A 23,545-nucleotide genomic window follows, 5' to 3' on the forward strand; every position below is an offset into this window, starting at 1 on the left:
CTTGATTAATAACTTTTGTAGAGATTTATAAATTCTTGGGTTTTAGGTTTTTATGTCCACTGTTTTGTTCATAGGTATATGCAACTCTCAAGATAGTCTCTTCATCAAACGCCTTTCCTATTATTTGAAGTCCTATTGGAAGACCATTACTATCAAATCCGCATGGAATAGAAATAGCAGGAAGCCCAGCAATATTTACAGGCACTGTACATATATCAGACATATACATCTCAAGAGGATTTGAAATTCTTTCACCTATTTTAAAAGCTGTTGTTGGACTTGTAGGAGTAATTATTACATCATATTTTTGAAAAGCTTCGTCAAATGCCTGCTTAATTAATGTCCTAACCTGAAGCCCTTTTTTGTAGTATGCATCATAATACCCTGCAGAAAGTGCATATGTGCCAAGCATAATTCTTCTTTTTACCTCAGGTCCAAATCCTTCAGACCTTGTCTTTTTGTATAAATCAATCAGGTCCTCATAATTTTGTGTTCTATATCCATATTTGATTCCGTCATACCTTGCCAAGTTTGAACTTGCCTCAGATGATGCAATGATGTAGTATGTTGGAAGAGCATACTCAACAATTGGTATAGAAAACTCTTCATAATCTGCACCCAAAGATTTTAAAAGCTCAAGAGCTTTTTCAACAGCTTTTTTTACTTCATCGTTAATTCCTTTTTCCATATATTCTCTTGGAACTCCAATCTTAAGACCTTTGACATCATTTACAAGAGCCTTCGTAAAGTCAGGAACATCAACTGGTGCTGATGTTGCATCATATGGGTCATGTCCGCAGATGATATTCATAGCTAAAGCACAGTCTTCAACATCTTTTGTCAAAGGTCCTATCTGGTCAAGAGAAGATGCAAATGCAACAAGGCCAAATCGCGAAACCCTTCCATATGTTGGTTTCATACCAACAACTCCACAAAGTGAAGCTGGCTGTCTGATAGACCCACCTGTGTCAGAACCAAGTGTGAAAAATGCTTCATCTGCTGCAACAGCTGCAGCAGACCCACCTGATGAACCCCCCGGAACTCTTTCCAAATCCCACGGATTTCTTGTTGTGTGGAAAGCAGAGTTTTCTGTTGATGAGCCCATTGCAAACTCGTCCATATTGAGCTTTCCTAAAAGCGTCATATTGTTTTCTTTTAGCTTTTTCACAACAGTTGCATCGTAAGGGGGAACAAAGTTGTAAAGGATTTTAGATGCACAGGTTGTTTTTATTCCATTTGTGCAAAGATTATCTTTCAGGGCAATTGGAAGACCGTAAAGCATCCCTACATCTTCGCCTTTTGCTATCTTCTCATCAATCTTCTTTGCATTTTCTAAAGCTTCTTGTTCTGTGATTGTTATATACGACTTTACTTTATCTTCAACTTGTTTAATTCTCTCAAGAACACTTTCAACAACTTCTTGACACTTGACCTCTTTTTTCTTGATAAGATCAATTGCCTCGTGCGCAGTTAGTTTGTAGAGCATTTTTTGTTTTGCCTCCTTACATATAAAGATTTATTCCACTATCTTTGGGACTTTTATACAAACATCGTCATGAGATGGAGCATTTTTCAAAATCTCTTCACGTGGATATGAAGGTTTTACCTCATCGTTTCTAAAAACATTGTAAAGATTCAGAACATGCGCAGTTGGTTCAACCCCTTCAGTATTTAGCTCAGAAAGCTTATTTGCAAACTCGATTATAGCTCCAAGCTCTTTTGTCATCTTCTCTATCTCTTCTTCTGTCAAAGTTAGCCTTGCAAGGTTTGCAACATATTCAACATCGTTTCTTGTAATCATGCCTTATCTCATCTCCTTTTGTTTTTAAAGCTTTTTTGCTACTCTTCTTTATTTTATAGTAAAAAAATCTCATTATCAAGAAAAAGAAGAGGGGTACTTATCCACAAAAAAATAAAGCCTTGTGCTAAGGCTCTTATTCCCTTTAATCGCAATTAAGGAGGCTTTTGAAATTGGTAAGTTAACAAAGTGTTACAGCAAAGATTTTATTTCCAAAAGAAAATTAAAATTTAAGTAACAAACCTTGGAGAATTATTACGCCACACAACATTAAGAACTTAACTTTCTCATTTTGCCAAAAAATTTTCAACACAAAAAACAAGAGTGAATCTAATACTAAATACCAAATCACTTTGTAATACCAAAACGGTTGTAAAAAGGCAAGTAGTAAGAAATTTAAAAATATATTAATAAGCACAAAAGACAATGCCGAAAATGTTAATTTTAAGTTGTTCAATCTATGCATATAGAAATATATATGTTCTTTTGTATCCATCAGGTAGAATAGTAAAAGGTAAAATAACATAAAGCTATGAATGATAAAATAGCAATATGGCTGCACACTTAATTGCAGTTTTGGCATGATAATAATCGATAATATAGTTATCAACAATAACAATATTAATTGCCTCAAATAGACTCTCTTAAAAATCAAAAATTGGTGTAAAAAGATATTAAATGGGAATGATAGCACAAAATCATAAGATTTCTTTTCATTAAAATCAATCAACTTCTTATATTCTTCACTTACTTCTACAAGTAATCCCCAGTCACCTCTTGCAAATCCCCAGTTTGATTTATATATAATCTTGCTATAATTTAGCAATTTCTGTATATCAATGTTTTTCAAAATTATGGGTATTAACACTATCTCAATTGCTGATAATATAAGAAAAACTTTTTCATTCAAAAAATAAACTAATAAAACAAATATCAACAACGATAGCGTTTTTATTATGAAAGAATATTTTAAAAAAAGAGTAAACGAACAGATAAACTTGATTGACTCTGAAAAAATGTCTGTTACAATAAACAGAAATAAAATTTCCTTTGTTACAAAATAATGTAAATTATCACCAAATATATATATCATGATTTTATATAAAAAGTAAAATAAAAAACTTCTTGAAATTAAGTAGTTGATAAGTCTCATTATTATTACAAGTCCAAGTCTATAAAAATTTTGCGTATAAAAATGAACAAATGTAGGAAAATAAATGTAGAAGTTAGTATTTTTAGATATATATATCTTCAAAGTAAAGAATAATGTAATAGCTGAAAAGATCATCCATCTATTCGCTAAATAATTTAATTTATTTAAATAATGGGTATCAATCAAATTTGGCATTATCCAAAATAATAATATCAATCCAAATGCAAGTATTACTCCAGAACGTTTAAATATCAACATTTGCATTCGTAGTTTATCTTTATATTCAACTAAAAGTAACTTTAACACTTTACTCTACTCTCCTCTTAAGTTCAATCACTCTGTCTATCAAACTTTTTATATATTCAACTTCATGTGATGTTAATATTATAGTCTTTCCACTACTTTTTATTATAGATAATATTTCGAATAAAGCCTTAACAGAATCAGAATCCAAAAAATTAAATGGCTCGTCAGCTATTAACACCTCAAAATCCTTTAGCAAACCACAACACAGCATTACTTTTTGTTTATTACCACGCGAAAGTTGAGAAGGTAAATAATTCAAATATTCTTTTAAATTAAATACACTAACATATATATTTACAATTTCTCTTGCTTCTTCGTCTTTTAAACCATACATTGAGGATATAAAATTCAAATGCTCTTTTACTGTTAAACCTTCATAAAAAATTGGTTTATCTGGTATATAACTGATTGGATAATTATGTAATTTTATCTTTTTTAAGCTTACGCCTTTAAATTTTAGTTCACCATTCCATAAATTATCTAACTTTGCAATAATATTGAGTAGTGTAGTCTTTCCTGCTCCATTTGCTCCTTTTAAATAAACGAATTCATTTTCATATATTTCAAAACTCAGTTTATCTATAACCATTTTATTCCCAAATTTTTTTGTTAATTCAGTGGCAATATAAATTGGAAAAGACATTACAGTTACCCTCCAAAAAAAGTTACTAAGTCTCTTCTCAGTTGTTCTTTCAATTTACATTTGTAAAATTCAAGAGAATATGAAACTTTAGAAACAGCTATGACAATATACTGAGAAGTATGTTTTTGGATTTAATTATTGTATTTTACGGACAAAATTTTTGTACCAGGATCAAACTAATAAACAAAATAAACAGGGGTAGGCAATTATTTACTTTTTGCCCACCCTAACTATTGTCATTGAATCATATTTTTATTTCTGACTAAAAATAGTTTGATATATATAGGTAGCAGTTAAAACTGAAAGAATAAACAAAAGACTTACGTTTGTATCTTGGAATATAAAGAAAGCTGTAAACATAAAAACAAAGGTTATTGTTCCTATAATGGTTAAAGCGCCTTTCCAATCATTTTTTTTGTTCAAGATTGAATCACTCCTAAAATTTGAATTTTAATTAATTGTTTGGCCTCCGCTGCATCTTTGCTAACATTTATTGACATGGGAGTAAGATACATTAAGTGAATAGCCAGCACCATTGAGTCCCACATCAGAAATCGAAGCAGAAGGTCCTCGTTAATTTTTTTATCACACCTCCTATGCGCACAGTAGAGATTGTGACCGTACATCAAAAGTAAGATTGCTCAAATCTTAGTATATTCCCCTGCCTTACATAGCAGTATTTTCCACTCATTATCCGTATACTTTTGCTAAATATAGCTTTTGTGTTTTTTTCTTGTTCTATTATGATTTTTGCTACAATTAATCTTTTAACCACTTATTCCCTGTAGTTTTCTGTTTAAATTTTATACAACTACTTGCAACTTCGTCAACGATCAATTTTGCTTTTTTTAGTCAAAGTAATTTCATTTTTTGAGTTTAGATCTCGATTAAATTAAAAATTCTCACCTCAATATATTTTTCTGTAGAAGAGTAAATATTTTGACATATTTAATCCAAAAAATAAAGGACTGCAAAGCGCAGTCCCTCTCCTTACAAAACACCTTTCAAGCATATACTTACCTCACCTTAGCTTGCCATTCTCTTTGTCAAAACCTCGCAAACCCTTTCTTCAATCCCAAGTAAATAAATCTTGAAATTATTTGTTGCAATCACTGTTCTTCTGTCACCTGTTTTGCTGGGGTATGCATCTTTAAAATCTGTCCATTTAACAACTCCGAAATGCTTTTTAGAAGGGTCAATCAAATAAAAACCATTCTGACAAACATGCAACTTCATCCTGCCCTGGTACTTGATATCAGGATGACCTTCAATGTACTCAACATCAAGCGGCTCACAGATGTCGCGCCCAAGCTCTTTTATCTGTTTTGGAACACCTAAACCAAAAAGGCCCATCTGTGATCCCCCCTATTCATTTCCTAATTTTATTATACCATTTTTGAAAATTGTTTAACAACTTTAATCTAATTTCTGATTACGCTGATTTAATTCAGTCCAGCCTTCATTACTAAAAGAACAAAAAGGGAAGAAGGATTACATTCCCTTCTTCCCTTTTGTTTTTCTAATTAAATTCTTATCTGAACAAGGATACAAATACTAATGTAATAGTTGATATAAGCTTTACAAGAACATGCAAGGACGGACCTGCTGTGTCTTTGCAAGGATCTCCAACTGTGTCACCAACAACTGCTGCCTTGTGCGCATCAGACCTTTTTCCACCATAATTACCAAGCTCAATGTATTTTTTAGCATTGTCCCATGCACCACCACCGTTGTTGAGGAATAGTGCCAAGATAACACCTGCAATTGTGCCAATCATCAAAAATCCTGCTGCTGCCTCTTTGCCAAGTAGTATTCCAACAAGTATTGGTGCAATTACAACTATCAGACCAGGAACAACCATCTCTTTTAAAGCACCTTTTGTAACAATGTCAACACATTTTGCATAATCTGGCTTTGCTCTTCCTTCCATAAGTCCAGGTATCTCTTTAAACTGTCTTCTTACTTCCAAGATAACATACTGAGCAGCTCTTCCAACTGCTCTTATTGCAGTTGAGCTAAAGAGGTATACCACCATCGCACCTATAAATGCACCGATAAATACCTCAGGTTTGCCAATGTCAACAGAGAACCAAGACTCAAGTGGTCTTCCCAGTATCTTTTTGACCTCATCAAGGTAAGCTGAGAAAAGTAAGAAAGTTGCAAGAGCAGCAGAGCCAATTGCATAACCTTTTGTAAGAGCCTTTGTTGTATTTCCACAAGCATCAAGCCTGTCTGTAACATTTCTTACCTCTTCAGGTGCGCCTGACATCTCAGTGATACCACCGGCATTGTCTGTAATAGGACCAAATGTATCCATTGCTAAAATATATGTACAAGTTGAAAGCATACCCATTGTAGCAATAGCTGTGCCGTAAAGACCGCCTGTTGCAAACCCGGGAAGTGCATGTTCACCAAGCTTGTATGCAATATAAATCGCAATTGAGATAAATATAACCGGCAGGGCTGTTGATTCCATACCAACAGACATACCTGTTATGATATTTGTTGCAGGACCTGTTGTAGATGCTTTTGCTATCTCCTGAACAGGTCTGTAATGGTATGATGTATAGTAATCTGTAAGCCATACAAATATATAGCTAAGAATAATTCCTGTCACTGCACAGCCATACAACAGCCACCAGTTAACTTCCTGCCCATTTGGTAGCTTTCCACTTAACATTGCCTTTACTACAAAAATCAAAACAATCAAGTTCAAAATTGTTGTCACAAAATATCCCTTATTCAAAGCTTTCATTGGATCTTTGCTTTCATCTTTCGTGTTTACAAAGAAAAGCCCGATTACAGATGATACAATACCAATAGCACGCGCAACAAGTGGGAAGAGTATTCCTTTCCAGCCAAACACAGGATATAACGCAACACCAAGTATCATAGCACCTATATTCTCAGCTGCTGTTGACTCAAAAAGGTCAGCACCACGGCCTGCACAGTCTCCAACATTGTCACCAACAAGGTCAGCAACAACAGCTGGGTTTCTTGGATCGTCTTCAGGAATTCCTGCTTCTACTTTACCCACAAGATCAGCGCCAACGTCAGCTGCTTTTGTGTAGATTCCACCGCCCAGCTGAGCAAACAGAGCCACAAACGATGCACCAAATCCAAATCCGACAATCAGTGAAGGTGCCTCTTTTATAAGATTCTCCTTACCAGAAGCTCCTCCGTACAGTAAAAACAGTGTTGCAACACCCAAAAGCGAGAGGGCTGTCACAGCCAGACCTGTTACAGCACCGCCACGAAGAGCTATCTGCAAGGCTCTATTTAAACCTTTCCTTGCACCTGCTGCAGCTCTTACGTTAGAATTCACTGCAATATACATTCCCAAATACCCAGATATTGCTGAGCAGAGTGCACCTGTTATAAAAGCAAAACCTATATGAAAAGCAATCGAAGCAGCCTGTGATGAACCTTTTGAAAGGTTACCAAAATAGTTCGCAATGATAATTATAACAGCTACAATCAACGCAAGAATACCAATAGTTTTGTATTGCCTGTTTAAAAATGCCATGGCACCTTCTCTGATTGCACCCGCAATCTCCTGCATCTTTTCATTGCCTTTTTCTTGAGAAAAAATAAATCTGACAAGCCCAATGATTACAAGAATTGCAAATACAATTACTCCATAGATTAAAGCTATGTAGGCTCCCACAATAATCCCTCCTCTTTAGAATAAAATTTTTTGTCAATAGTTTGACGACCTTTAAAAAAGCGTACAATATATTTTTATTCTACGCAAAGGTCAAAAAATCCTTCTTTGGAAAACAAAAAACCTGCTCATTTCTGCTGAGCAGGTTTTTTATTTTCAAATCTGGAGGCGCCACCCGGATTTGAACCGGGGAATCAGGATTTTGCAGACCCTTGCCTTACCGCTTGGCTATGGCGCCACTTTTTCTCCTTATAAAATTTTGGAGCGGGAAACGGGACTCGAACCCGCGACATCTACCTTGGCAAGGTAGCGCTCTACCACCTGAGCTATTCCCGCTCGTAAGAAGTATTTTGTTTGGTGCCTCGGGGCGGAATCGAACCACCGACACGAGGATTTTCAGTCCTCTGCTCTACCAACTGAGCTACCGAGGCATGTATTAAACTGGCGACCCAGAAGGGACTTGAACCCTCGGCCTCCAGCGTGACAGGCTGGCGCTCTAACCGACTGAGCTACTGGGCCAACCTTTGGTGGGCAGTGCAGGGCTCGAACCTGCGACCCCCTGCTTGTAAGGCAGGTGCTCTCCCAGCTGAGCTAACCGCCCATTTTACTTTTTCTTTGTCGCCGCTGCTTTTAATCAGCGGCGACATGTTTTATTATACTTGACATCTTAGGGTTTTTCAATAGTACTTTTTGGGCAGAAATAAATTAAATTTTCTCATTTTACTTTATTTTTTTAGATTTTCTCACTCAGGCTAAAGATAGCTTAATTTTTCTCACTCTTTTGAGCCATATTTAATCTTGAAAGCTTCTTCTTTTGTAAAATGATATTTTTTTTCACAAAAGCTGCAGACAATTTCTATTCTATCATCCGAAATCTCCTCATCAGTAAGAAGTGGAATCATACTCTCTACCTTTTCTTTTGAACAGTCACACTTGTATCTTGGAAAATACTCCTCCAAAACCTCATATTCAATGTCACCGAAAAGATCTGCAGCAATCTGCAAAACATCTTTTTCTGCTGACACAGAAGAAATATTTGAAAAGTTTTTAAGCCTTTCTTCAAGTTTTTCAATCAACCATTGAGGTGTTTCAGGCAGTACTTGAATTATAAACCCACCCGCTGATCTTACACTTTCATCAGTGTCTATTAAAACACCAAGCGCAACAGCAGATGGAATCTGCTCAGATAAAGCAAAATAGTGCGTTATATCCTCTGCAATTTCGCCTGATACAAGTTCTATCTGTCCAATGTAAGGCTCTTTTAAACCCAAATCCTTTATTACTGTAAGTGTTCCCTCTCCTATAGCTCCCTTGACATTCAGCTTTCCTGCTTCGTTTATCTCTGTGAACACATCTTTGTTTTTTACATAGCCTTTGACATTTCCTTTTGAATCAGAAACTGCAACCAAACCCTTTAAAACTCCACTGCAAGAAATCTGAATTGAAAGAGTGTGGTTCTCACCTTTTAACATAACTCCCATCATTGAGGCGGCAGTCAAAAGCCTACCTAAGGCTGCTGTTGGAATAGGAGGGAGATCATGTATTTTTCTTGCTTCCTCGACTATGTCTGTTGAGTCCATAATGAAAATTGCGACATTTTTATCCTTTGATAGTGATCTTAATATCCGTGCCATAAGTTTTTATTACCTCCGATGCAAAAGTTAAAATTTTTATAGATTTTATTTTACACCAAATACAAAAAAGCTTCCAGCAAAATTGCCAGAAGCTTATTTTACCTTTCTCACATTCACCGCCTGGTTTCCTCTTTCGGTCTTTACTATATCAAACTCCACCATCTGTCCTTCTGCTAAAGTTTTGTACCCTTCCATGTCGATGGCTGAAAAATGAACAAATACATCATCCCCATTTTCTGCACTAATAAACCCATACCCCTTCTCAGGGTTGAATCATTTTACTTTTCCACGCATTTTAAAAAACTCACCTTCTTTTTCGTTTGAGTCATCTTACAGCTAATATTGCCTCTCTTCTGAGAATTTTATGCTATTCAATTTTTCTTACACACATAACACACCTTTGAACAAAAAGAAGTTTTAATAGGACTTTTGTAGTCATAAATCTTTTTAACAATTAAAAAGCCACTCTTTACAAGCATTTTTTCAATTTCTTTTTCTGGATAGATGTACTGGATAATTTCATCGTGAATTGTCTTGTTGGTATCAAAAACAGAAAAGTCAATAATAATTTTTTTTCCTCTCTTCTTAAATTTCCAACCAAACAATGTATCTTCTATTCTCTTTACTGCCTTTTTTCTTTTGCCCAATTTTCCCAAATACTCTTGAGTGTTTAAATCAAATATAAATATACCGTTTCTTTTCAATAACCTTCTTACCTTTTTTAAATATTTCAGCACACGTTGTTTATCTACATGATTTAAAACGTCCATAGTAGAAAGTATAACATCAAACCTATTTTTCGGCTCAAAGTTTAAAAAATCTTCATTGTAGAGTCTTACATTAGCAGATGAGAGTACATGACAAGCCACTTTTATCATTTGAGTTGACTTGTCAATACCATAAAGTTTCTCAAATCCCATCTTTGCTAAAGAACGCAAAAGAGAACCTGTTCCACATCCAACATCCAATATTCTTGCCCTTTTTGAAATATCAAACTCACAAAATATTTTTTTCAAAAACCTCAAAATCAATATCTTGTCAAAAAACACATTAGAAAACATCTTGTAGTAGTTTGCAATATTGTCATAAAAGTTCATTATCGCAGTTTTACCCTCTCTCCAACCTTTCTCTCGGTTCCATTTAAAAGTCTCTTAATGTTTTCTCTGTGACGGATTATAATGACAATCATTATAACAAGAGCTAAAAACCAATACTCTCTTGCAAATATCAAAATAGCAAAGAAATACAAGATGCTACCTACTATACTTGTTAAAGACATATATCTTGTTAAAACAAGTACAATCAACGCAAGGGGTATCACAACAAGGGTAATAACAGGTGTTGCGACAAGCGCAACACCAATAGATGTTGCAACTGCTTTTCCTCCTCTAAATCCAAAGTATAAGGGCCAGTTGTGACCACAGATAACTGCAAATCCGGCAAGTGTAACACCCAAAACAACGTCATCTGGCATGAAAATCTTTGCAAACAACGTTGCCACAACACCTTTTAAAACGTCAATGGCAAATACCAAAATTGCAGGACCTATCCCCATTGTACGAAGAACATTGGTAGTGCCTGGATTTCCGCTCCCGTATTTTCTAATGTCAACTCCATTTAACATTTTGCCAATTATAAGAGCCGGGAGCACACTTCCGAGCAAGTACCCTACTGCAAGCACAATTAAAATCTGAAGTGCCTTCATTTTTACTGTTCCCCTTTCTCTCTTATTAGAAATATTATAGGCACCCCTGTGAAGTCAAATATCTTTCTGAGATAGTTTTCAATGTATCTCTGATATGAAAAATGAAATAAATCCTTGTCATTTACAAATATAGCGATTTTTGGCGGCTTTTCTCCTACTTGTGTCATGTAGTAAATTTTAAGCTGTCTTCCCTTATCACTTGGTGGCTGGTAGATTGTTGTTGCTTCTGCTAAAACATCGTTTATTTGTCCTGTTGTAATTCTTCGTGTATAATTGCCGTATACATACAAAACAGTTTCCAAAAGCTTCTTCACTCTAAAACCTGTCTTTGCAGAGATAAACAAAACAGGTGCAAATTTGAGAAAACTGAGCTTTTCTTCTATTTGCTTTTTGTATTCATCTGCCGTCTTTTCATCCTTCTCAACTGCATCCCACTTGTTTACAGCAATAATGCATCCTTTCCCTGCCTCATAAGCATACCCAGCTATCTTTGCATCCTGTTCAGACACCGGCTCTGTCCCATCAATAAGTATAATACAAATGTCACTTCTTTCTATTGCAGAAAGAGTCCTGAGCATACTGTAGCGCTCAATATTGTCATAAATTTTGCTCTTTCGCCTAAGACCTGCTGTGTCAATCAAAGTTAGAGGAATACCTTCAAACTCAACATATGAGTCTATTGCATCTCGCGTTGTACCTGGAATATCGCTTACAATAACCCTCTCCTCTCCAAGAATATAGTTTACAAGAGATGATTTTCCTGTATTTGGCTTTCCTATTATAGCAACCTTTATTGAATCTTCTTCTATTTCATTTATTCCCACTTTACCAAAATGACTAACAACTGCATCTAAAACATCTCCAACACCTGTCCCGTGTTCTGCTGACATCGCAATTGGGTCAGAAAGTCCTAAGCTATAAAACTCATAAATTACAGACTGCTCTGATATATTGTCAACTTTATTTACTGCAAGTACAATAGGTTTTTTCGAAGCTCTTAACATATTTGCAACTTCTCTGTCTGCATCAGTAAGCCCAGTTTTGCCATCTACCATAAAGATTATTACATCAGACATGTCAATAGCAAACTGTGCTTGGCGTCTCATCTGTTTTAGAATAATATCTTCAGAATAAGGTTCAATACCGCCTGTGTCTATTACATTAAAGGTAATCCCTCTCCACTCTGTCTCGCCCATAATCCTGTCGCGTGTAATACCCGGCGTGTCATCGACAATTGCACGCCTCTCACCAATTAGCCTATTGAAAAGCGTAGATTTCCCTACATTTGGTCTTCCCACAATCGCAACAGTTGGCTTCAATCCTTTTCACCACCTTTCAGTAAATAATAGAGTAGTTTTCTGCCATGATTTTCTACAGGATAAACTGGACATTTAAATCTCTTTTTTAACTCATCTATATGAATATCATCTAAAAACTTATTTTCGTGGTTAAGAGCACAGGAAGGAATCAATATATATTCACCAATATTAACATTTTGTAGCTGATCAATTATGTCTTTGCCAGTGAGAAGTCCTGCAACTGTAATAGTATGCCCAAAGAAATTGTTCACAATTTTTACAATATCAACTTTCACATTTGGAAATTTTCTGTTAAATACTTTTATTAAACCTTTCAGAAAATCATATGCTGAAATACCTGTTATAAGTGTTACATGCTTTTTAAGATGATAATCTGGCTTTAGTCTCTTTAAAGCTCCTAAAAATTGTCTTCTAAACAGGGCAAGCAAACCCACCCCATTTTCTATTTGCCTAAAATCCTCGTAAAACTCATAATCTGGTATGTCCTCTTGAGCCTTGATATAAAACTCATCAGCCGCAAATACAAGCTTTGTACCATACTCTTTTTCAAATTTTTTTTGCCATCCTGATATTTGATTTAAGACCTTCTTTGCATCGTCTTTAGAAAAAGGCTCCAAAGGAAATAATCCCTCACGGTATTTTGTAAGCCCAACTGGTACAACTGCTATAGAGCGAATATTAGGATAAAATTTTGACAAATCAGAAATTGTTCTGTCAAGCTCAAAGCCGTCATTTATTCCTTTCATAAGAACAATTTGAACATCAAACTCTATATGATTCTTTGCTAAATACTCGAGCTGGTCCAAAATCAATGCAGCCTTAGGATTTTTTAGTATAAATTTCCTTAAGGTTGGGTTTGTTGTATGAACAGAGATTTTAAGAGGACTTAAATGGAATTTAACTATTCTTTCAAAGTCCTTTTCTGTCAAGTTTGTAAGTGTAATGTAATTACCACTTAAAATTGAAAGTGCAGTATCATCATCTTTTATATAAAGAGTCTTTCTCATACCTTTTGGGAGCTGGTCAATAAAGCAAAATATACATTTGTTCACACACCTTTTAATTTGCTTGTATTCAAATTCCATCCCAAGTGGTTTTAATTTCTTGTTTATAAGCCCAATTTTATAAAGTTTACCATCTCTCAAATATTCAATTATAAGTTTCTCTTCCTTAGAATAGTACAAGTAGTCAATTATATCATTTATCTCCCAATTATTTATTTTTAAAACTATATCCCCTGGTTTAAATCCACACTTTTCCGCCAAGCTTTTTTGCTGTATATTAGAAATTTTTAACATGCCTTCACCTTTTCAGACTAAAAATATTAATCTAAAAATCCTTCCCTTGCCTTTGTAATATATTCCATACAAAACTCATCTTGACCTGAAAGAGCCTCTGCAGCGTAAATCAGTTTCATCAAAACATCATCTAATGGGTCAGCGATACAGCTATTTAACCCAAAATAAATGGCAATGGGCAAAAATGCTCTATTTAACCATCTTCTTTTTGGAAGTCCAAATGACACATTTGAAAGACCGCAGATGATATTTACATTTTCAAATTCTTTTCTAATGAGTTTTATTGTCTCAAGCGCAACATCAACATATCTTTGGTCAACAGACACTGGCTGGAGCATTGGATCTAAGAATATGTCTTCTTCAAGAATGCCATTACTTGTTAACCTGTCAACAAGCCTTTTTGCAATCTCAACTCTTTTTTCAGGCTCATCAGGTATACCAACATCGTCCATCAAAAGAGCAACCACTTTCATGTTGTACTCTTTGATAATAGGGAGTGCTCTTGACAAGATCTCCTCTTCGTATATTACAGAGTTAAAAATGGCTCTTTCTCCTTTATAAATTTTCATAACCTCTCCAATGACCTCTGGTCTTGGACTGTCAATTGAAAGCGGGACACTTACCTCTTTTTGAATACTTTCAACCATTTTTTTTAAAATTTCAGTCTCTTCATCCACAAAAGCGCCTGCATTTACATCTATATAATGAGCTCCTGCCAAATACTGTTTTTTTGCAAGCTCTACAATGTATTCAAAATTGCCCTCTTTTATTGCATCAGCAACATTCTTGACTGTTGAGTTTATCTTTTCGCCAATTATTATCATCGTTATTTAAATTCACTCCTTTTTTAAGATACTCTTCAACCTTGTCCAGCTTAAAGCCATTGTAAAGATCGTTAAGTAGAAGGTTTAATCTCTCCAATGCCATAAGAACAATTTCTTCTGAAATCTTGTTTTCTCTTCTCAGAGAAACAAGTTCATCAATGTCAACAATCCTATAGCTTTTATCTGGAAAAACTATAACATCAACCAGCAAATCCTCTGTGACAATCTTATCACTCTCAATATGCGTATCTATAATATCACAATAAGTATATAGCAATCTATCATTATAATCAAAAACCTTGCTAATTTTAACCCCTTTCTTAAGATACACACAAGAAGCACCCCATTTGATATCTTCTCTTTTTTTAATAGGAAGCCACTTTGTTATAAGGACTTCATCGTTCATGTAAACTATTTCATCAGATGAGATATCTATTTCTTCTTCGGGGTAAAACCTTTTTCTGATTAACTTCAAATTGATTACTCCTTCTGCAATTGATTTTTTTGAAAATTATTATATAATGTAAAGTAGAGATTTGCAAACAAGAATTCAAAAATGAACAAACCGAAAGGTCGGGATGTAGCTCAGTTTGGCTAGAGCGCCTGGTTCGGGACCAGGAGGTCGCAGGTTCAAGTCCTGTCATCCCGACCATTTTAATAGCTTTCATTACAGCTCTTTTGTAATTCATTATACAACTTTTTCAAAGCTTTTTTCTCAATCCGTGACACATATGAACGGGATATTCCCAATAAATTTGCAACCTCCATCTAAGTTCTTTCTCTGCCATTTTTAAGCCCGTACCGAAGCTCAATTATGCGTTTTTCCCTCCCTTTTAAAATCTTGTCAAGCTTCCTCAATAAATTTTTTATCTATATCTTTATATCTACTTGATCATCTATATCATCTTGGTCACTTTGCAAAACATCTATAAGCAGAATTTCATTCCCATCTTTGTCACTGCCAATTGGATTTTCAAGCGAAACCTGAGATAAAAACTTTTTGTTTTGGCGAAGATACATCAATATCTCATTTTCAATACACTTTGCTGCATATGTTGAAAGTTTTGTATTCTTGTCTTGAGAATACGTCTCAATAGCTTTAATAAGGCCAATAGTCCCCACAGAAATAATATCATCTGTCAAATTTGGAAAAGACAAGGTATACTTTTTAGCAATATGAGCAACAAGGCGCAGATTCTTTTCAATTAGAATGTTCCTTGCTTCAACACAGCCTTGCCACATCTTTTCTAAATACATTTCCTCTTCCTCATCAGTAAGAGGATGGGGGAACGAGTTTGCGTTTTCAATATAAAACATCTTGCACATGAACTCCTAATCAGTAGCCTTTTGGTCGCATACAATTATATGATCATTCCCCCGTTTTGTTGCATGTCCATCAAAAATTTTTATTATTCTACTTTTTTTCTAAGCATTGCAAATTCAACAACCGGTCTGTCAAATTTTATTTTAGTAAGCTGCTGAGCGTGTGGTACAACATCTAAAGGGTTGCCTTCCAAGTCGAAAATGTTATCAAGTTTCTGTACAAAATATGTCCCATCTGGCAGCATCACCTCAGCTACATCCCCTTTAAAAAACCTATTGCGCTGTTCAACCACTGCCCAGCCATCTTCTAAAATCTCTTTTACAATGCCAATAAATTCATATTCACGAATGTATTTGCTTGAGTCAAATTTATAATCATTGTGTGTTGGTTTTCCAAAGTAGAAGTTTGTTGTATAGCTTCTGTGCGAGCACTTTGCTATCTCCTCAAGCCACTGAGGGTCAGCTTCAAAGTGTTCTGGGTCTTGTAAGTATCTGTCAATTGCCTTTCTGTACACACTTACAACAGTTCCAACATAGAAGCTGCTCTTCATCCTTCCTTCTATCTTGAAGGCATCAATTCCTGCTTCTACTAACTTGTCAATATGCTCAACCATGCAAAGGTCTTTTGAGTTGAAGATATACGTTCCATCAACATCTTCAAATACCTCAAAATACTGACCGGGCCTTTTTTCTTCCATGATATAGTATTTGTATCTGCAAGGATGTGCACACTCACCCCTGTTTGCATCTCTGTATGTCATATATGCGCTCAGAAAACACCTTCCCGAGTATGAAATGCACACAGCCCCATGGACAAAAGCTTCAAGCTCAAGATCTTGGGGTACATTTTGGCGAATCTCTTTTATCTCTTCTAAAGAAAGCTCTCTTGCCAACACTATCCTCTTTGCACCAAGTTCATGCCAAAACCGTGCACTTTCAAAATTGGTAGTGTTTGCCTGAGTGCTTATGTGAATAGGAATTCCAAGTCTTTTTGCTTTTTTGAAGATACCTAAATCTGAAACTATTATTCCATCAAAACCTAAATCCTTTATGCTATCAAAAAACTCATCTACCTTTTTTATATCCTCATTTCTTGCGAATATATTTGCTGTGAGATATACCTTTTTACCATACCTGTGTGCAAACTCTATACCTTCCTTCATACTATCGAAGTCAAAATTTCCAGCGTATTTTCTCAGTCCAAATTCTTTGCCGCCTATATAGACGCTATCAGCACCATACACTACCGCAACTTTTAGTTTTTCTAAGTCTCCTGCCGGTGCAACAAGCTCAGGTCTTTTTGTTTTCATTTTTAAAACCTCCACTACTTTTTGATAGCAATTAAAACTCCATCGCTAATTGGCAAAAGTGTCATTACAAACTCTGGGTCATCTTCAATCATCTTTATAAACTTGTTCATTCTTTTAGCAATTGTAATCATTCTTCGAACTAAATACCTTCTTCCAACAACCATACCTTTGAAAAGTACATTGTCACAAACAAGTAAACACTCTTTTGACATCTTATCTTTCGTAAGATTAAAATAGTCAATGTACTGGGCTTTGGCAGCATCAAAAAATATCATGTCAAACTCCCCATCTATCGCCTGCAAAACCTCTTCTGCCTCGCCACCAATGATAGTTATTTTATCTTCTGCATTAAATTCTTTTACATTCTTTTTTGCTTGCATAACCATGTCAAAGTCCTTCTCAATGGAAATTATCTTAGCTTCAGGAAAGCCAATATGCATTGAAAGTGTTGAATAACCAATAGCTGTCCCAATCTCTAGTACTCTTTTTGGTTTTCTCAACATTGTTAGGATTGTAAGAAGCCTTGAAACCTCTCTTGAAACAATTGGGATATTATTCTTTTTGGCATATTCTTCAATTTTTAGAAGTTTCTTGTCAATATTTGTAAGTTTTGACCTTATAAACTGATTTAAAATATCCTGGGATATATCCATGGTCTTATTTTTTCCCTTCTTTTAGTTGTTTTTGTGCTTTCAAATGTTCTTCATAGGTCCTTGAAAATATATGGCTTCCATCTTTTTTGGCAACAAAAAATAAGTAATCTGTCTTTTGAGGATTCAATGCAGCAAGCAAACTCTCCTTCCCTGGATTGCATACCGCAGAAGGTGGAAGCCCTTTGTAAAGGTATGTATTATATGGCGATCTAATTTTAACATCCTCATATGACAAAACTTCTTTGTGAAATGGTAGAATATACTCAACTGTCGCACAGCTTTCTAACTTTATCCCTTGGCTTAACCTGTTCAAAAACACACCTGCAATAATAGGACGCTCAAAATCTTTTTTAGCCTCTTTTTCAACAATTGAGGCAAGGATTACTGTTTGAATATCATCAAGCTGGGTTGTCTTTTTATGTTTTATGCTATTGTAAACCTCTAAAAATCTATTTAACATCCTTTTAATTATATCCTTTTCAGATTCACCAATATATATTTCATATGTATCAGGATACAAAAACCCCTCAAGCTTGTATTTTACATTTTTTGAAGGATATTTAAACTGAAAATCAAAGTTGTAGTTATTAATCTCATCCAAAAACTTCTTCTCATCAACAATTCCCAAACTGCTCAGTCTTTTTGCTATCTGGACGCAAGTAAAACCTTCTGGAATAGTAAACCTTATTGTCTTTTTGAACACAATACCCTTTTGCAAAGCCTCACAAAGCTCTTTATAGCTCATAGATGAAGAGAACTTGTAACTTCCTGCTGCTATCTTGTAATTGTTAATTTTTACATATAGCATGAAAAGATAAGGGTTTTTTATTATCCCTTTCTCCTTTAGAATCATAGCAACATTTTTTACAGAGGTGTTTTGCGGAATTTCAACGTAAACTTCTTTAGTTTTGGGTTTTTGAAGCTTTAATAAGATTGCAAGTAGCAGGACACTCATTGTAATTATACTGATTATGAAAATATAAACCCTTACATTTTTATTCTTAACTTTCATTTTTTCAAATACCCCATTTTATAAATTATAAAAGCATATCAGCACTGATGCTCATATTATATCATATCTTCAGACGGCAATAAAAAAGAGCCTAAAATACAGGCTCTTTTTCCTCTTTTTTAGCTCTTGCCTCCATCTTCTTTCTCATCTCATGGTTCAAAATCTTTTTTCTGAGCCTTAGGCTCTTTGGAGTGACCTCCAAAAGCTCATCCTCTGCTAAAAACTCAATACACTCTTCTAATGAAAGCTTTACAGGCGGGGTTAGTCTCAAAGCCTCATCAGCAGTTGCTGAGCGCATATTAGTAAGATGTTTTTTCTTGCACACATTTACAACAATATCCTCAGGTCTTGAGCTTTCTCCAACAATCATACCTTCATACACTTGTGTGCCCGGTTCAATAAAAAGTCTTCCTCTTTCTTGAGCATTGTAAAGTCCATATGTGACAGCTTCACCTGTTTCAAAAGCTATTAGTGCTCCTTTGTTTCTTTCTGGAATATCACCAGCATATGGCATATAATCATAAAACACATGGTTCATAATACCATTTCCTTTGGTATCTGTCAAAAACTCAGACCTAAAACCTATAAGACCTCGTGCTGGTATTATAAACTCAAGTCGCATAAAACCATCGTTTAAGATGGTCATATTCTGAAGCTGTGCTCTTCGCGGACCCAATTTTTCCATGACAGTGCCCATAAACTCTTCTGGAACATCAATTATCAAATATTCATACGGCTCATAAAGTTCACCATTTATAATTTTTGTTATAACCTGTGGCTTTGAAACCTGAAACTCATAACCCTCTCTGCGCATAGTTTCGATCAATATTGCCAAATGAAGCTCTCCTCTTCCTGACACCTTAAATGAATCGGGTGAATCGGTCTCCTCAACTTTCAATCCTACATTTCTCTCAAGTTCCTTAAAAAGGCGCTCTCGTAAGTGCCTTGAAGTTACATACTCACCTTCTTTTCCTGCAAAAGGTGAATCATTTGTTGAAAATATCATAGAGATTGTTGGCTCATCAATCTTGATAAACTCCAACGCCTCTGGATTTTCTGCATCTGCCACAGTCTGACCAATGTTGATACCATCTATTCCGGCAATTGCAACAATATCACCAAGCTTTGCTTCGCTACATTCTACCCTTTTTAAACCTTCAAACTGATACAGTTTTGTAACCCTTGTCTTTTGCAAAACTCCATCTTGTCTTGTGCAAACTGCAACCTGCTGATTGAGTTTTACACTTCCTCTCACAACCTTGCCAATTGCAATTCTTCCAAGGTAATTGTCATAGTCAATTGAAGTTACAATCATCTGGAAAGGTGCATCAATTTCACCTGTTGGTGCAGGAATATTGTTTATAATCATCTCAAACAGTGGTTCTAAATTGTGACTTTCATCTTCTAAATCAAACTTTGCAATGCCTTCTTTTGCTGATGCAAAAACATATGGAAAGTCAAGCTGGTCTTCATCTGCTCCAAGCTCAATAAAAAGATCTAACACCTTATCCAAAACCTCATAAGGCCTTGCAAATGGCCTGTCAATTTTATTTATAACAACAATTGGCTTGAGTTTAAGCTGTAGGGCTTTTCTTAAAACAAACTTTGTCTGGGGCATTGGACCTTCATAGGCATCTACAACCAGAAGCACACCATCTGCCATAACAAGCGCTCTTTCAACTTCACTTCCAAAGTCTGCATGGCCTGGTGTGTCTATGATGTTTATCTTTATTCCTTTGTACATAATGGCTGTGTTTTTTGCCATTATGGTAATTCCTTTTTCTCTTTCAAGCTGGTTTGAATCTAAAACTCTTTCTTCAACTACCTGATTTTCACGGAATATTCCACTTTGTTTTAACATTGCGTCAACTAAGGTTGTTTTACCATGGTCAACATGGGCAATTATAGCGATGTTTCTGATGTCATCTCTTTGGGTTAGCATTTTGGTGTTTTAAGAGCCTCCTTTGAAAGTTTAGTAGGGAGCTTTATTAATTTTAAAATAATCTGCTTTTTAAAGTCAAGGCAATTGGAAAGTTTATATGGCTAAAAGATTGGAACCAATCTTATTATATTAGCTTCACATATTGGTAATATATTGCAATTTTCCATATTGTCAGATATTATTTATTATAAAAAACTCTTCTGAATAATTTACTAAGACTTTAAAGAAAGGGGTACGTAATACCGAAGATGAAAGAAAATCTATTAAACTTTAGCAAAAACACTTACTCAAAATTAATTGTTCTCATGCTCTGCTGTTTATTTACAATATTTAACTCAACTATTTCACAGGGTGCTGTACCAAAAGTAAAATATGTGACTGCAGAAGAATTTGTTCAAAAGGTTTTTGTAGCTCTCAAGATAATTAACCACTCACAAGATCCCTGGAGCAAAGCAAAATTATTAAAAGTTCTTCCTGCAAACTTGAACAAAAAATCTATTATCACAAAAGCTCAAGCTTCATATATTCTGTGGCATACAATACAAAATTTAGAGTCTTTAAAACAAAGATTATTGCCAGTTCAAACCAACATATTATCTTGTTGGGACTATCACAAACAAACAGGAAAAGGATTTGTAACAAAGAACATTCCGACCGAAATAGCACTTTTGTATTATAACTTCGTGGTAATAGAAAAAATATATAAAGATGGTCATAAAAAATATGTTCTTGTGTGGAATCCATACACCAAAGCACGATCACAAGATGACTATGTAAAATTGGTAAGAGATTTTTTAAATAAAAATCGACAAAAGTACAAGGTTGTGCTCAAGGAAAATACAAAATCATTATCAGTAGATTACATAAAAAAAGTATTTCCGATTATTAATAAATCAAATAATCTTCCTCCAACAATTTTCAATAAAGTATATCAAAGTATATACCAAAATACGTATCAAGACATTGAGAATATTGTGTTAAACCAACTTTATACTGTTAATGATCAAGTTTACTGTTATTTTTTCTTGACTTTGTCAGTTAAGAGGTGTTTTTGAGCTAACAAAAAATAACAAAGTCTTAATTTATGCGGGTTTCAAGAAGAGAAAAATAAAAAATTTTAAAAAATGTAGGGACAAATTTTAGCTTAATATATACTGAATTTGCTTGACTTTTTAAATATTTTGTGGTACAATATAACAAACTATCTTCAAGGAGTTGCCATATGTTTGTCAAAATTACTAATGCTGGCGGTTATCAGTATGTTAGGTTAGTCGAAAATTACCGTGAAAATGGTAAAGTAAAGCAAAGAGTACTATTTAACTTTGGTAGACTTGATATTCTCAAAGATGACCCCGCTTTTAAAAACATTGTAAAAAAACTATCTGATATTGTCGCTGAAACAACTACTGAGAATGCAAAAGCTGTTACTATTGAATCTGAAGAAGATATTTCGGATGCAGTTGTAAAAAACTGGGGATACATTGTATACAGAAAGTTATGGCAGGAGCTTGAAATTGATAAGTTTTTAAAAGGGAAAGCAGCAAAAGAGAGAAAGATAAAATTTGATGTAGACAAAGTAAGTTTTTTAATGACCATACAGAGATTGATAGAGCCAATGAGCAAACTAAGAACTTATCATCAGAGAAGCAAATATTTTGGATTTGAAGAGGATATAGATTTGAATCAATTGTACAGGTGTTTAGATTTTCTTGACAGTGTAAAAGAAGATTTAGAGACATACCTGTATCAGAGAAATAAAGACTTATTTAAGATGGTAGTTGATGTAGTGTTTTATGATGTGACGACAATATACTTTGAGAGTTGTAGAGCGGATGAACTTAAAAATTTTGGGTTTAGCAAAGACAACAAGGTAAATGAAGTGCAAGTTGTATTAGGGCTTTTGGTGGACAAAGAAGGCAGACCGATAGGGTATGAACTTTTTCCTGGTAATACGATAGATAGCAAGACGATGGTAAAGATACTGAGGAAGCTGAAGGAAAAATTTAGTATAGATAAGATAATAATAGTAGCAGACAAAGGGCTTAACAGCAGAATAAATTTAAAGATGATAAAAGAAGCTGGGTACGACTATATAGTAGCAAGCAGATTAAAGAATGCAAGTAAAGAAATTTTAGATGAAGTTTTTAATGAAGAAGGATATAAAAGACTTGATGGCAAAAGATGTTTGAATGCTGAAGAAATTTATGGTGATGAATTCAAATATAAGGTATTGGAAAGAACAAATATTGTCAAGGATGAAGAGGGTAAAGAGTTCAAAATAGAAGAGAATTTGATAATAACGTATTCAAGCAAGAGAGCCAAGAAAGACAAAGAAGACAGAGAGAGATTGGTAAGAAAAGCCAAAGAGCTTTTAGAGAACAAAGGAAGCATAACAGCCTTAGAAAAGAAAGGTGCAAGGAAATATTTGAAGAAGAAATCAAAATCAGAAGAATATGTATTGGATGAGGAAGCGATAAAACGAGATGAGAAATTTGACGGTTATTATGCAATTCAAACGAGCAAAAAGGATATGGATGTAGAAGAGGTTTTAGGAGCATATCACGATTTATGGAAGATAGAACAGTCATTCAGAGTAATGAAAAGCTGTTTAGAAGTGCGACCGATATATCACTTTACAGAAAGCAGAATAAAAGGACATTTTGTGATATGTTTTTTGGCATTTTTACTGCAAAGGACATTGGAATATATTTTGAGGAGAAAAGGTAAAGGAATAAGTAGTGAAAGGATAATGGAAGCAATATATTCAATGAACTTTTTTGAAATAGAGATAAAAGGGAAGAAATATTTGATAAAGCAAAAAATTGAGGGAGGAGCTGGAGATATACTGAATGTAATGAAGATAAAGGGTCCAAAAAACTTCATGACATATGAGGAAGGCTTAGAATTTATTGGTATTAGCAAATGATGTAGTGACAAAATTGAGGTCCATATTTTGTCAAT

Annotated in this window: 19 protein-coding genes, 6 tRNA genes and 2 pseudogenes; 3 read left to right on the forward strand and 24 right to left on the reverse strand. The window is 34.7% G+C overall.

Annotated features, from left to right (window positions below; all coding sequences use genetic code 11):
- Positions 1-25: 25 nt before the first annotated feature.
- The 19 genes and pseudogenes from gatA to OTJ99_RS09810 all read right to left on the reverse strand — a co-directional run bounded on the left by gatA (position 26) and on the right by OTJ99_RS09810 (position 14,819).
- Positions 26-1,486, reverse strand: coding sequence for an Asp-tRNA(Asn)/Glu-tRNA(Gln) amidotransferase subunit GatA (gene gatA, locus OTJ99_RS09720; RefSeq protein WP_045165637.1), 1,461 nt, complete (start codon positions 1,484-1,486; stop codon positions 26-28).
- Positions 1,487-1,516: 30 nt separating this feature from the next.
- The gene (gene gatC / locus OTJ99_RS09725) at positions 1,517-1,801 is read right to left on the reverse strand and encodes an Asp-tRNA(Asn)/Glu-tRNA(Gln) amidotransferase subunit GatC (RefSeq protein ID WP_045165636.1); all 285 of its coding nucleotides are present in this window, start codon (positions 1,799-1,801) and stop codon (positions 1,517-1,519) included.
- A gap of 220 nt (positions 1,802-2,021) precedes the next feature.
- The gene (locus OTJ99_RS09730; RefSeq protein WP_045165635.1) at positions 2,022-3,257 is read right to left on the reverse strand and encodes a hypothetical protein; all 1,236 of its coding nucleotides are present in this window, start codon (positions 3,255-3,257) and stop codon (positions 2,022-2,024) included.
- Between the two features lies 1 nt (position 3,258).
- Positions 3,259-3,900, reverse strand: coding sequence for an ATP-binding cassette domain-containing protein (locus OTJ99_RS09735; protein ID WP_045165634.1), 642 nt, complete (start codon positions 3,898-3,900; stop codon positions 3,259-3,261).
- Between the two features lie 1,026 nt (positions 3,901-4,926).
- The gene (locus OTJ99_RS09740) at positions 4,927-5,253 is read right to left on the reverse strand and encodes a hypothetical protein (RefSeq protein WP_015907310.1); all 327 of its coding nucleotides are present in this window, start codon (positions 5,251-5,253) and stop codon (positions 4,927-4,929) included.
- A gap of 178 nt (positions 5,254-5,431) precedes the next feature.
- Positions 5,432-7,567, reverse strand: coding sequence for a sodium-translocating pyrophosphatase (locus OTJ99_RS09745; RefSeq protein ID WP_045165632.1), 2,136 nt, complete (start codon positions 7,565-7,567; stop codon positions 5,432-5,434).
- 160 nt (positions 7,568-7,727) lie between these two features.
- Positions 7,728-7,802: transfer RNA gene (locus OTJ99_RS09750), tRNA-Cys, on the reverse strand.
- Between the two features lie 22 nt (positions 7,803-7,824).
- A tRNA-Gly gene (locus tag OTJ99_RS09755) sits at positions 7,825-7,900 on the reverse strand.
- A gap of 19 nt (positions 7,901-7,919) precedes the next feature.
- Positions 7,920-7,995: transfer RNA gene (locus OTJ99_RS09760), tRNA-Phe, on the reverse strand.
- Between the two features lie 11 nt (positions 7,996-8,006).
- A tRNA-Asp gene (locus OTJ99_RS09765) sits at positions 8,007-8,083 on the reverse strand.
- 6 nt (positions 8,084-8,089) lie between these two features.
- Positions 8,090-8,165, reverse strand: a tRNA-Val gene (locus OTJ99_RS09770).
- A 172-nt stretch (positions 8,166-8,337) separates the two neighbouring features.
- The gene (gene hslO, locus OTJ99_RS09775) at positions 8,338-9,198 is read right to left on the reverse strand and encodes an Hsp33 family molecular chaperone HslO (protein ID WP_045165631.1); all 861 of its coding nucleotides are present in this window, start codon (positions 9,196-9,198) and stop codon (positions 8,338-8,340) included.
- Between the two features lie 93 nt (positions 9,199-9,291).
- Positions 9,292-9,492 (reverse strand): annotated as a pseudogene (locus OTJ99_RS09780) (cold-shock protein).
- A gap of 77 nt (positions 9,493-9,569) precedes the next feature.
- Entirely contained in the window at positions 9,570-10,295 is a 726-nt protein-coding gene (locus OTJ99_RS09785; RefSeq protein ID WP_045165630.1) for a class I SAM-dependent methyltransferase, read from the reverse strand.
- Complete coding sequence (plsY, locus tag OTJ99_RS09790) at positions 10,295-10,903, reverse strand: glycerol-3-phosphate 1-O-acyltransferase PlsY (protein WP_045165629.1); 609 nt, start codon at positions 10,901-10,903, stop codon at positions 10,295-10,297. The genes OTJ99_RS09785 and plsY overlap by 1 nt, the downstream gene beginning before the upstream one ends.
- A 2-nt stretch (positions 10,904-10,905) precedes the next feature.
- Positions 10,906-12,222, reverse strand: a complete 1,317-nt coding sequence (der, locus tag OTJ99_RS09795; protein WP_045165628.1) for a ribosome biogenesis GTPase Der — start codon at positions 12,220-12,222, stop codon at positions 10,906-10,908.
- Positions 12,219-13,520, reverse strand: coding sequence for a DUF512 domain-containing protein (locus tag OTJ99_RS09800; protein ID WP_045165627.1), 1,302 nt, complete (start codon positions 13,518-13,520; stop codon positions 12,219-12,221). Before OTJ99_RS09800 ends, der begins: the two co-directional genes overlap by 4 nt.
- Positions 13,521-13,546: 26 nt before the next feature.
- Complete coding sequence (locus OTJ99_RS09805; RefSeq protein WP_045165626.1) at positions 13,547-14,344, reverse strand: dihydropteroate synthase; 798 nt, start codon at positions 14,342-14,344, stop codon at positions 13,547-13,549.
- Positions 14,295-14,819: a DUF402 domain-containing protein gene (locus OTJ99_RS09810; RefSeq protein ID WP_045165625.1), complete on the reverse strand. Its 525-nt coding sequence runs from the start codon at positions 14,817-14,819 to the stop codon at positions 14,295-14,297. The genes OTJ99_RS09805 and OTJ99_RS09810 overlap by 50 nt, the downstream gene beginning before the upstream one ends.
- 99 nt (positions 14,820-14,918) lie before the next feature.
- Here OTJ99_RS09810 and OTJ99_RS09815 point away from each other — a divergent pair.
- Positions 14,919-14,996, forward strand: a tRNA-Pro gene (locus OTJ99_RS09815).
- Positions 14,997-14,998: 2 nt separating this feature from the next.
- Here the strand turns inward: OTJ99_RS09815 and sigK are convergent.
- The 5 genes and pseudogenes from sigK to typA form a co-directional block, all read right to left on the reverse strand.
- Positions 14,999-15,661 (reverse strand): annotated as a pseudogene (gene sigK, locus OTJ99_RS09820) (RNA polymerase sporulation sigma factor SigK).
- Between the two features lie 92 nt (positions 15,662-15,753).
- A complete protein-coding gene (locus tag OTJ99_RS09825) occupies positions 15,754-16,977 on the reverse strand; it encodes a peptidase U32 family protein (protein WP_045165624.1) in 1,224 nt (407 codons plus the stop codon).
- 14 nt (positions 16,978-16,991) lie between these two features.
- On the reverse strand, positions 16,992-17,630 hold the full coding sequence (locus tag OTJ99_RS09830) for an O-methyltransferase (protein WP_045165623.1): 639 nt from the start codon (positions 17,628-17,630) through the stop codon (positions 16,992-16,994).
- 4 nt (positions 17,631-17,634) lie between these two features.
- On the reverse strand, positions 17,635-18,642 hold the full coding sequence (gene mltG, locus OTJ99_RS09835; RefSeq protein WP_045165622.1) for an endolytic transglycosylase MltG: 1,008 nt from the start codon (positions 18,640-18,642) through the stop codon (positions 17,635-17,637).
- A gap of 91 nt (positions 18,643-18,733) precedes the next feature.
- Positions 18,734-20,584, reverse strand: a complete 1,851-nt coding sequence (gene typA / locus OTJ99_RS09840) for a translational GTPase TypA (RefSeq protein ID WP_045165621.1) — start codon at positions 20,582-20,584, stop codon at positions 18,734-18,736.
- A gap of 248 nt (positions 20,585-20,832) precedes the next feature.
- Between typA and OTJ99_RS09845 the strand changes: the two genes are divergently transcribed.
- Positions 20,833-21,639 (forward strand): hypothetical protein, encoded by an 807-nt coding sequence (locus OTJ99_RS09845; RefSeq protein ID WP_235374773.1) that lies wholly within the window; start codon positions 20,833-20,835, stop codon positions 21,637-21,639.
- Between the two features lie 167 nt (positions 21,640-21,806).
- Positions 21,807-23,510, forward strand: coding sequence for an IS1634 family transposase (locus tag OTJ99_RS09850; RefSeq protein WP_045165236.1), 1,704 nt, complete (start codon positions 21,807-21,809; stop codon positions 23,508-23,510).
- Positions 23,511-23,545 lie beyond the last annotated feature (35 nt).

Source organism: Caldicellulosiruptor naganoensis (assembly GCF_026914285.1).
GTDB classification, from domain to species: Bacteria; Bacillota; Thermoanaerobacteria; order Caldicellulosiruptorales; family Caldicellulosiruptoraceae; genus Caldicellulosiruptor; species Caldicellulosiruptor naganoensis.

What these genes read in the sequence shown, in the direction of transcription:
- gatA (WP_045165637.1), bottom strand. Translation starts at nt 1,486, where the DNA reads ATGCTCTACAAACTAACTGCGCACGAGGCAATTGATCTTATCAAGAAA.
- gatC (WP_045165636.1), bottom strand. Translation starts at nt 1,801, where the DNA reads ATGATTACAAGAAACGATGTTGAATATGTTGCAAACCTTGCAAGGCTA.
- OTJ99_RS09735 (WP_045165634.1), bottom strand. Translation starts at nt 3,900, where the DNA reads ATGTCTTTTCCAATTTATATTGCCACTGAATTAACAAAAAAATTTGGG.
- OTJ99_RS09740 (WP_015907310.1), bottom strand. Translation starts at nt 5,253, where the DNA reads ATGGGCCTTTTTGGTTTAGGTGTTCCAAAACAGATAAAAGAGCTTGGG.
- hslO (WP_045165631.1), bottom strand. Translation starts at nt 9,198, where the DNA reads ATGGCACGGATATTAAGATCACTATCAAAGGATAAAAATGTCGCAATT.
- OTJ99_RS09785 (WP_045165630.1), bottom strand. Translation starts at nt 10,295, where the DNA reads ATGAACTTTTATGACAATATTGCAAACTACTACAAGATGTTTTCTAAT.
- plsY (WP_045165629.1), bottom strand. Translation starts at nt 10,903, where the DNA reads ATGAAGGCACTTCAGATTTTAATTGTGCTTGCAGTAGGGTACTTGCTC.
- OTJ99_RS09800 (WP_045165627.1), bottom strand. Translation starts at nt 13,520, where the DNA reads ATGTTAAAAATTTCTAATATACAGCAAAAAAGCTTGGCGGAAAAGTGT.
- OTJ99_RS09805 (WP_045165626.1), bottom strand. Translation starts at nt 14,344, where the DNA reads ATGATAATAATTGGCGAAAAGATAAACTCAACAGTCAAGAATGTTGCT.
- OTJ99_RS09825 (WP_045165624.1), bottom strand. Translation starts at nt 16,977, where the DNA reads ATGAAAACAAAAAGACCTGAGCTTGTTGCACCGGCAGGAGACTTAGAA.
- OTJ99_RS09830 (WP_045165623.1), bottom strand. Translation starts at nt 17,630, where the DNA reads ATGGATATATCCCAGGATATTTTAAATCAGTTTATAAGGTCAAAACTT.
- mltG (WP_045165622.1), bottom strand. Translation starts at nt 18,642, where the DNA reads ATGAAAGTTAAGAATAAAAATGTAAGGGTTTATATTTTCATAATCAGT.
- typA (WP_045165621.1), bottom strand. Translation starts at nt 20,584, where the DNA reads ATGCTAACCCAAAGAGATGACATCAGAAACATCGCTATAATTGCCCAT.
- OTJ99_RS09845 (WP_235374773.1), top strand. Translation starts at nt 20,833, where the DNA reads ATGAAAGAAAATCTATTAAACTTTAGCAAAAACACTTACTCAAAATTA.
- OTJ99_RS09850 (WP_045165236.1), top strand. Translation starts at nt 21,807, where the DNA reads ATGTTTGTCAAAATTACTAATGCTGGCGGTTATCAGTATGTTAGGTTA.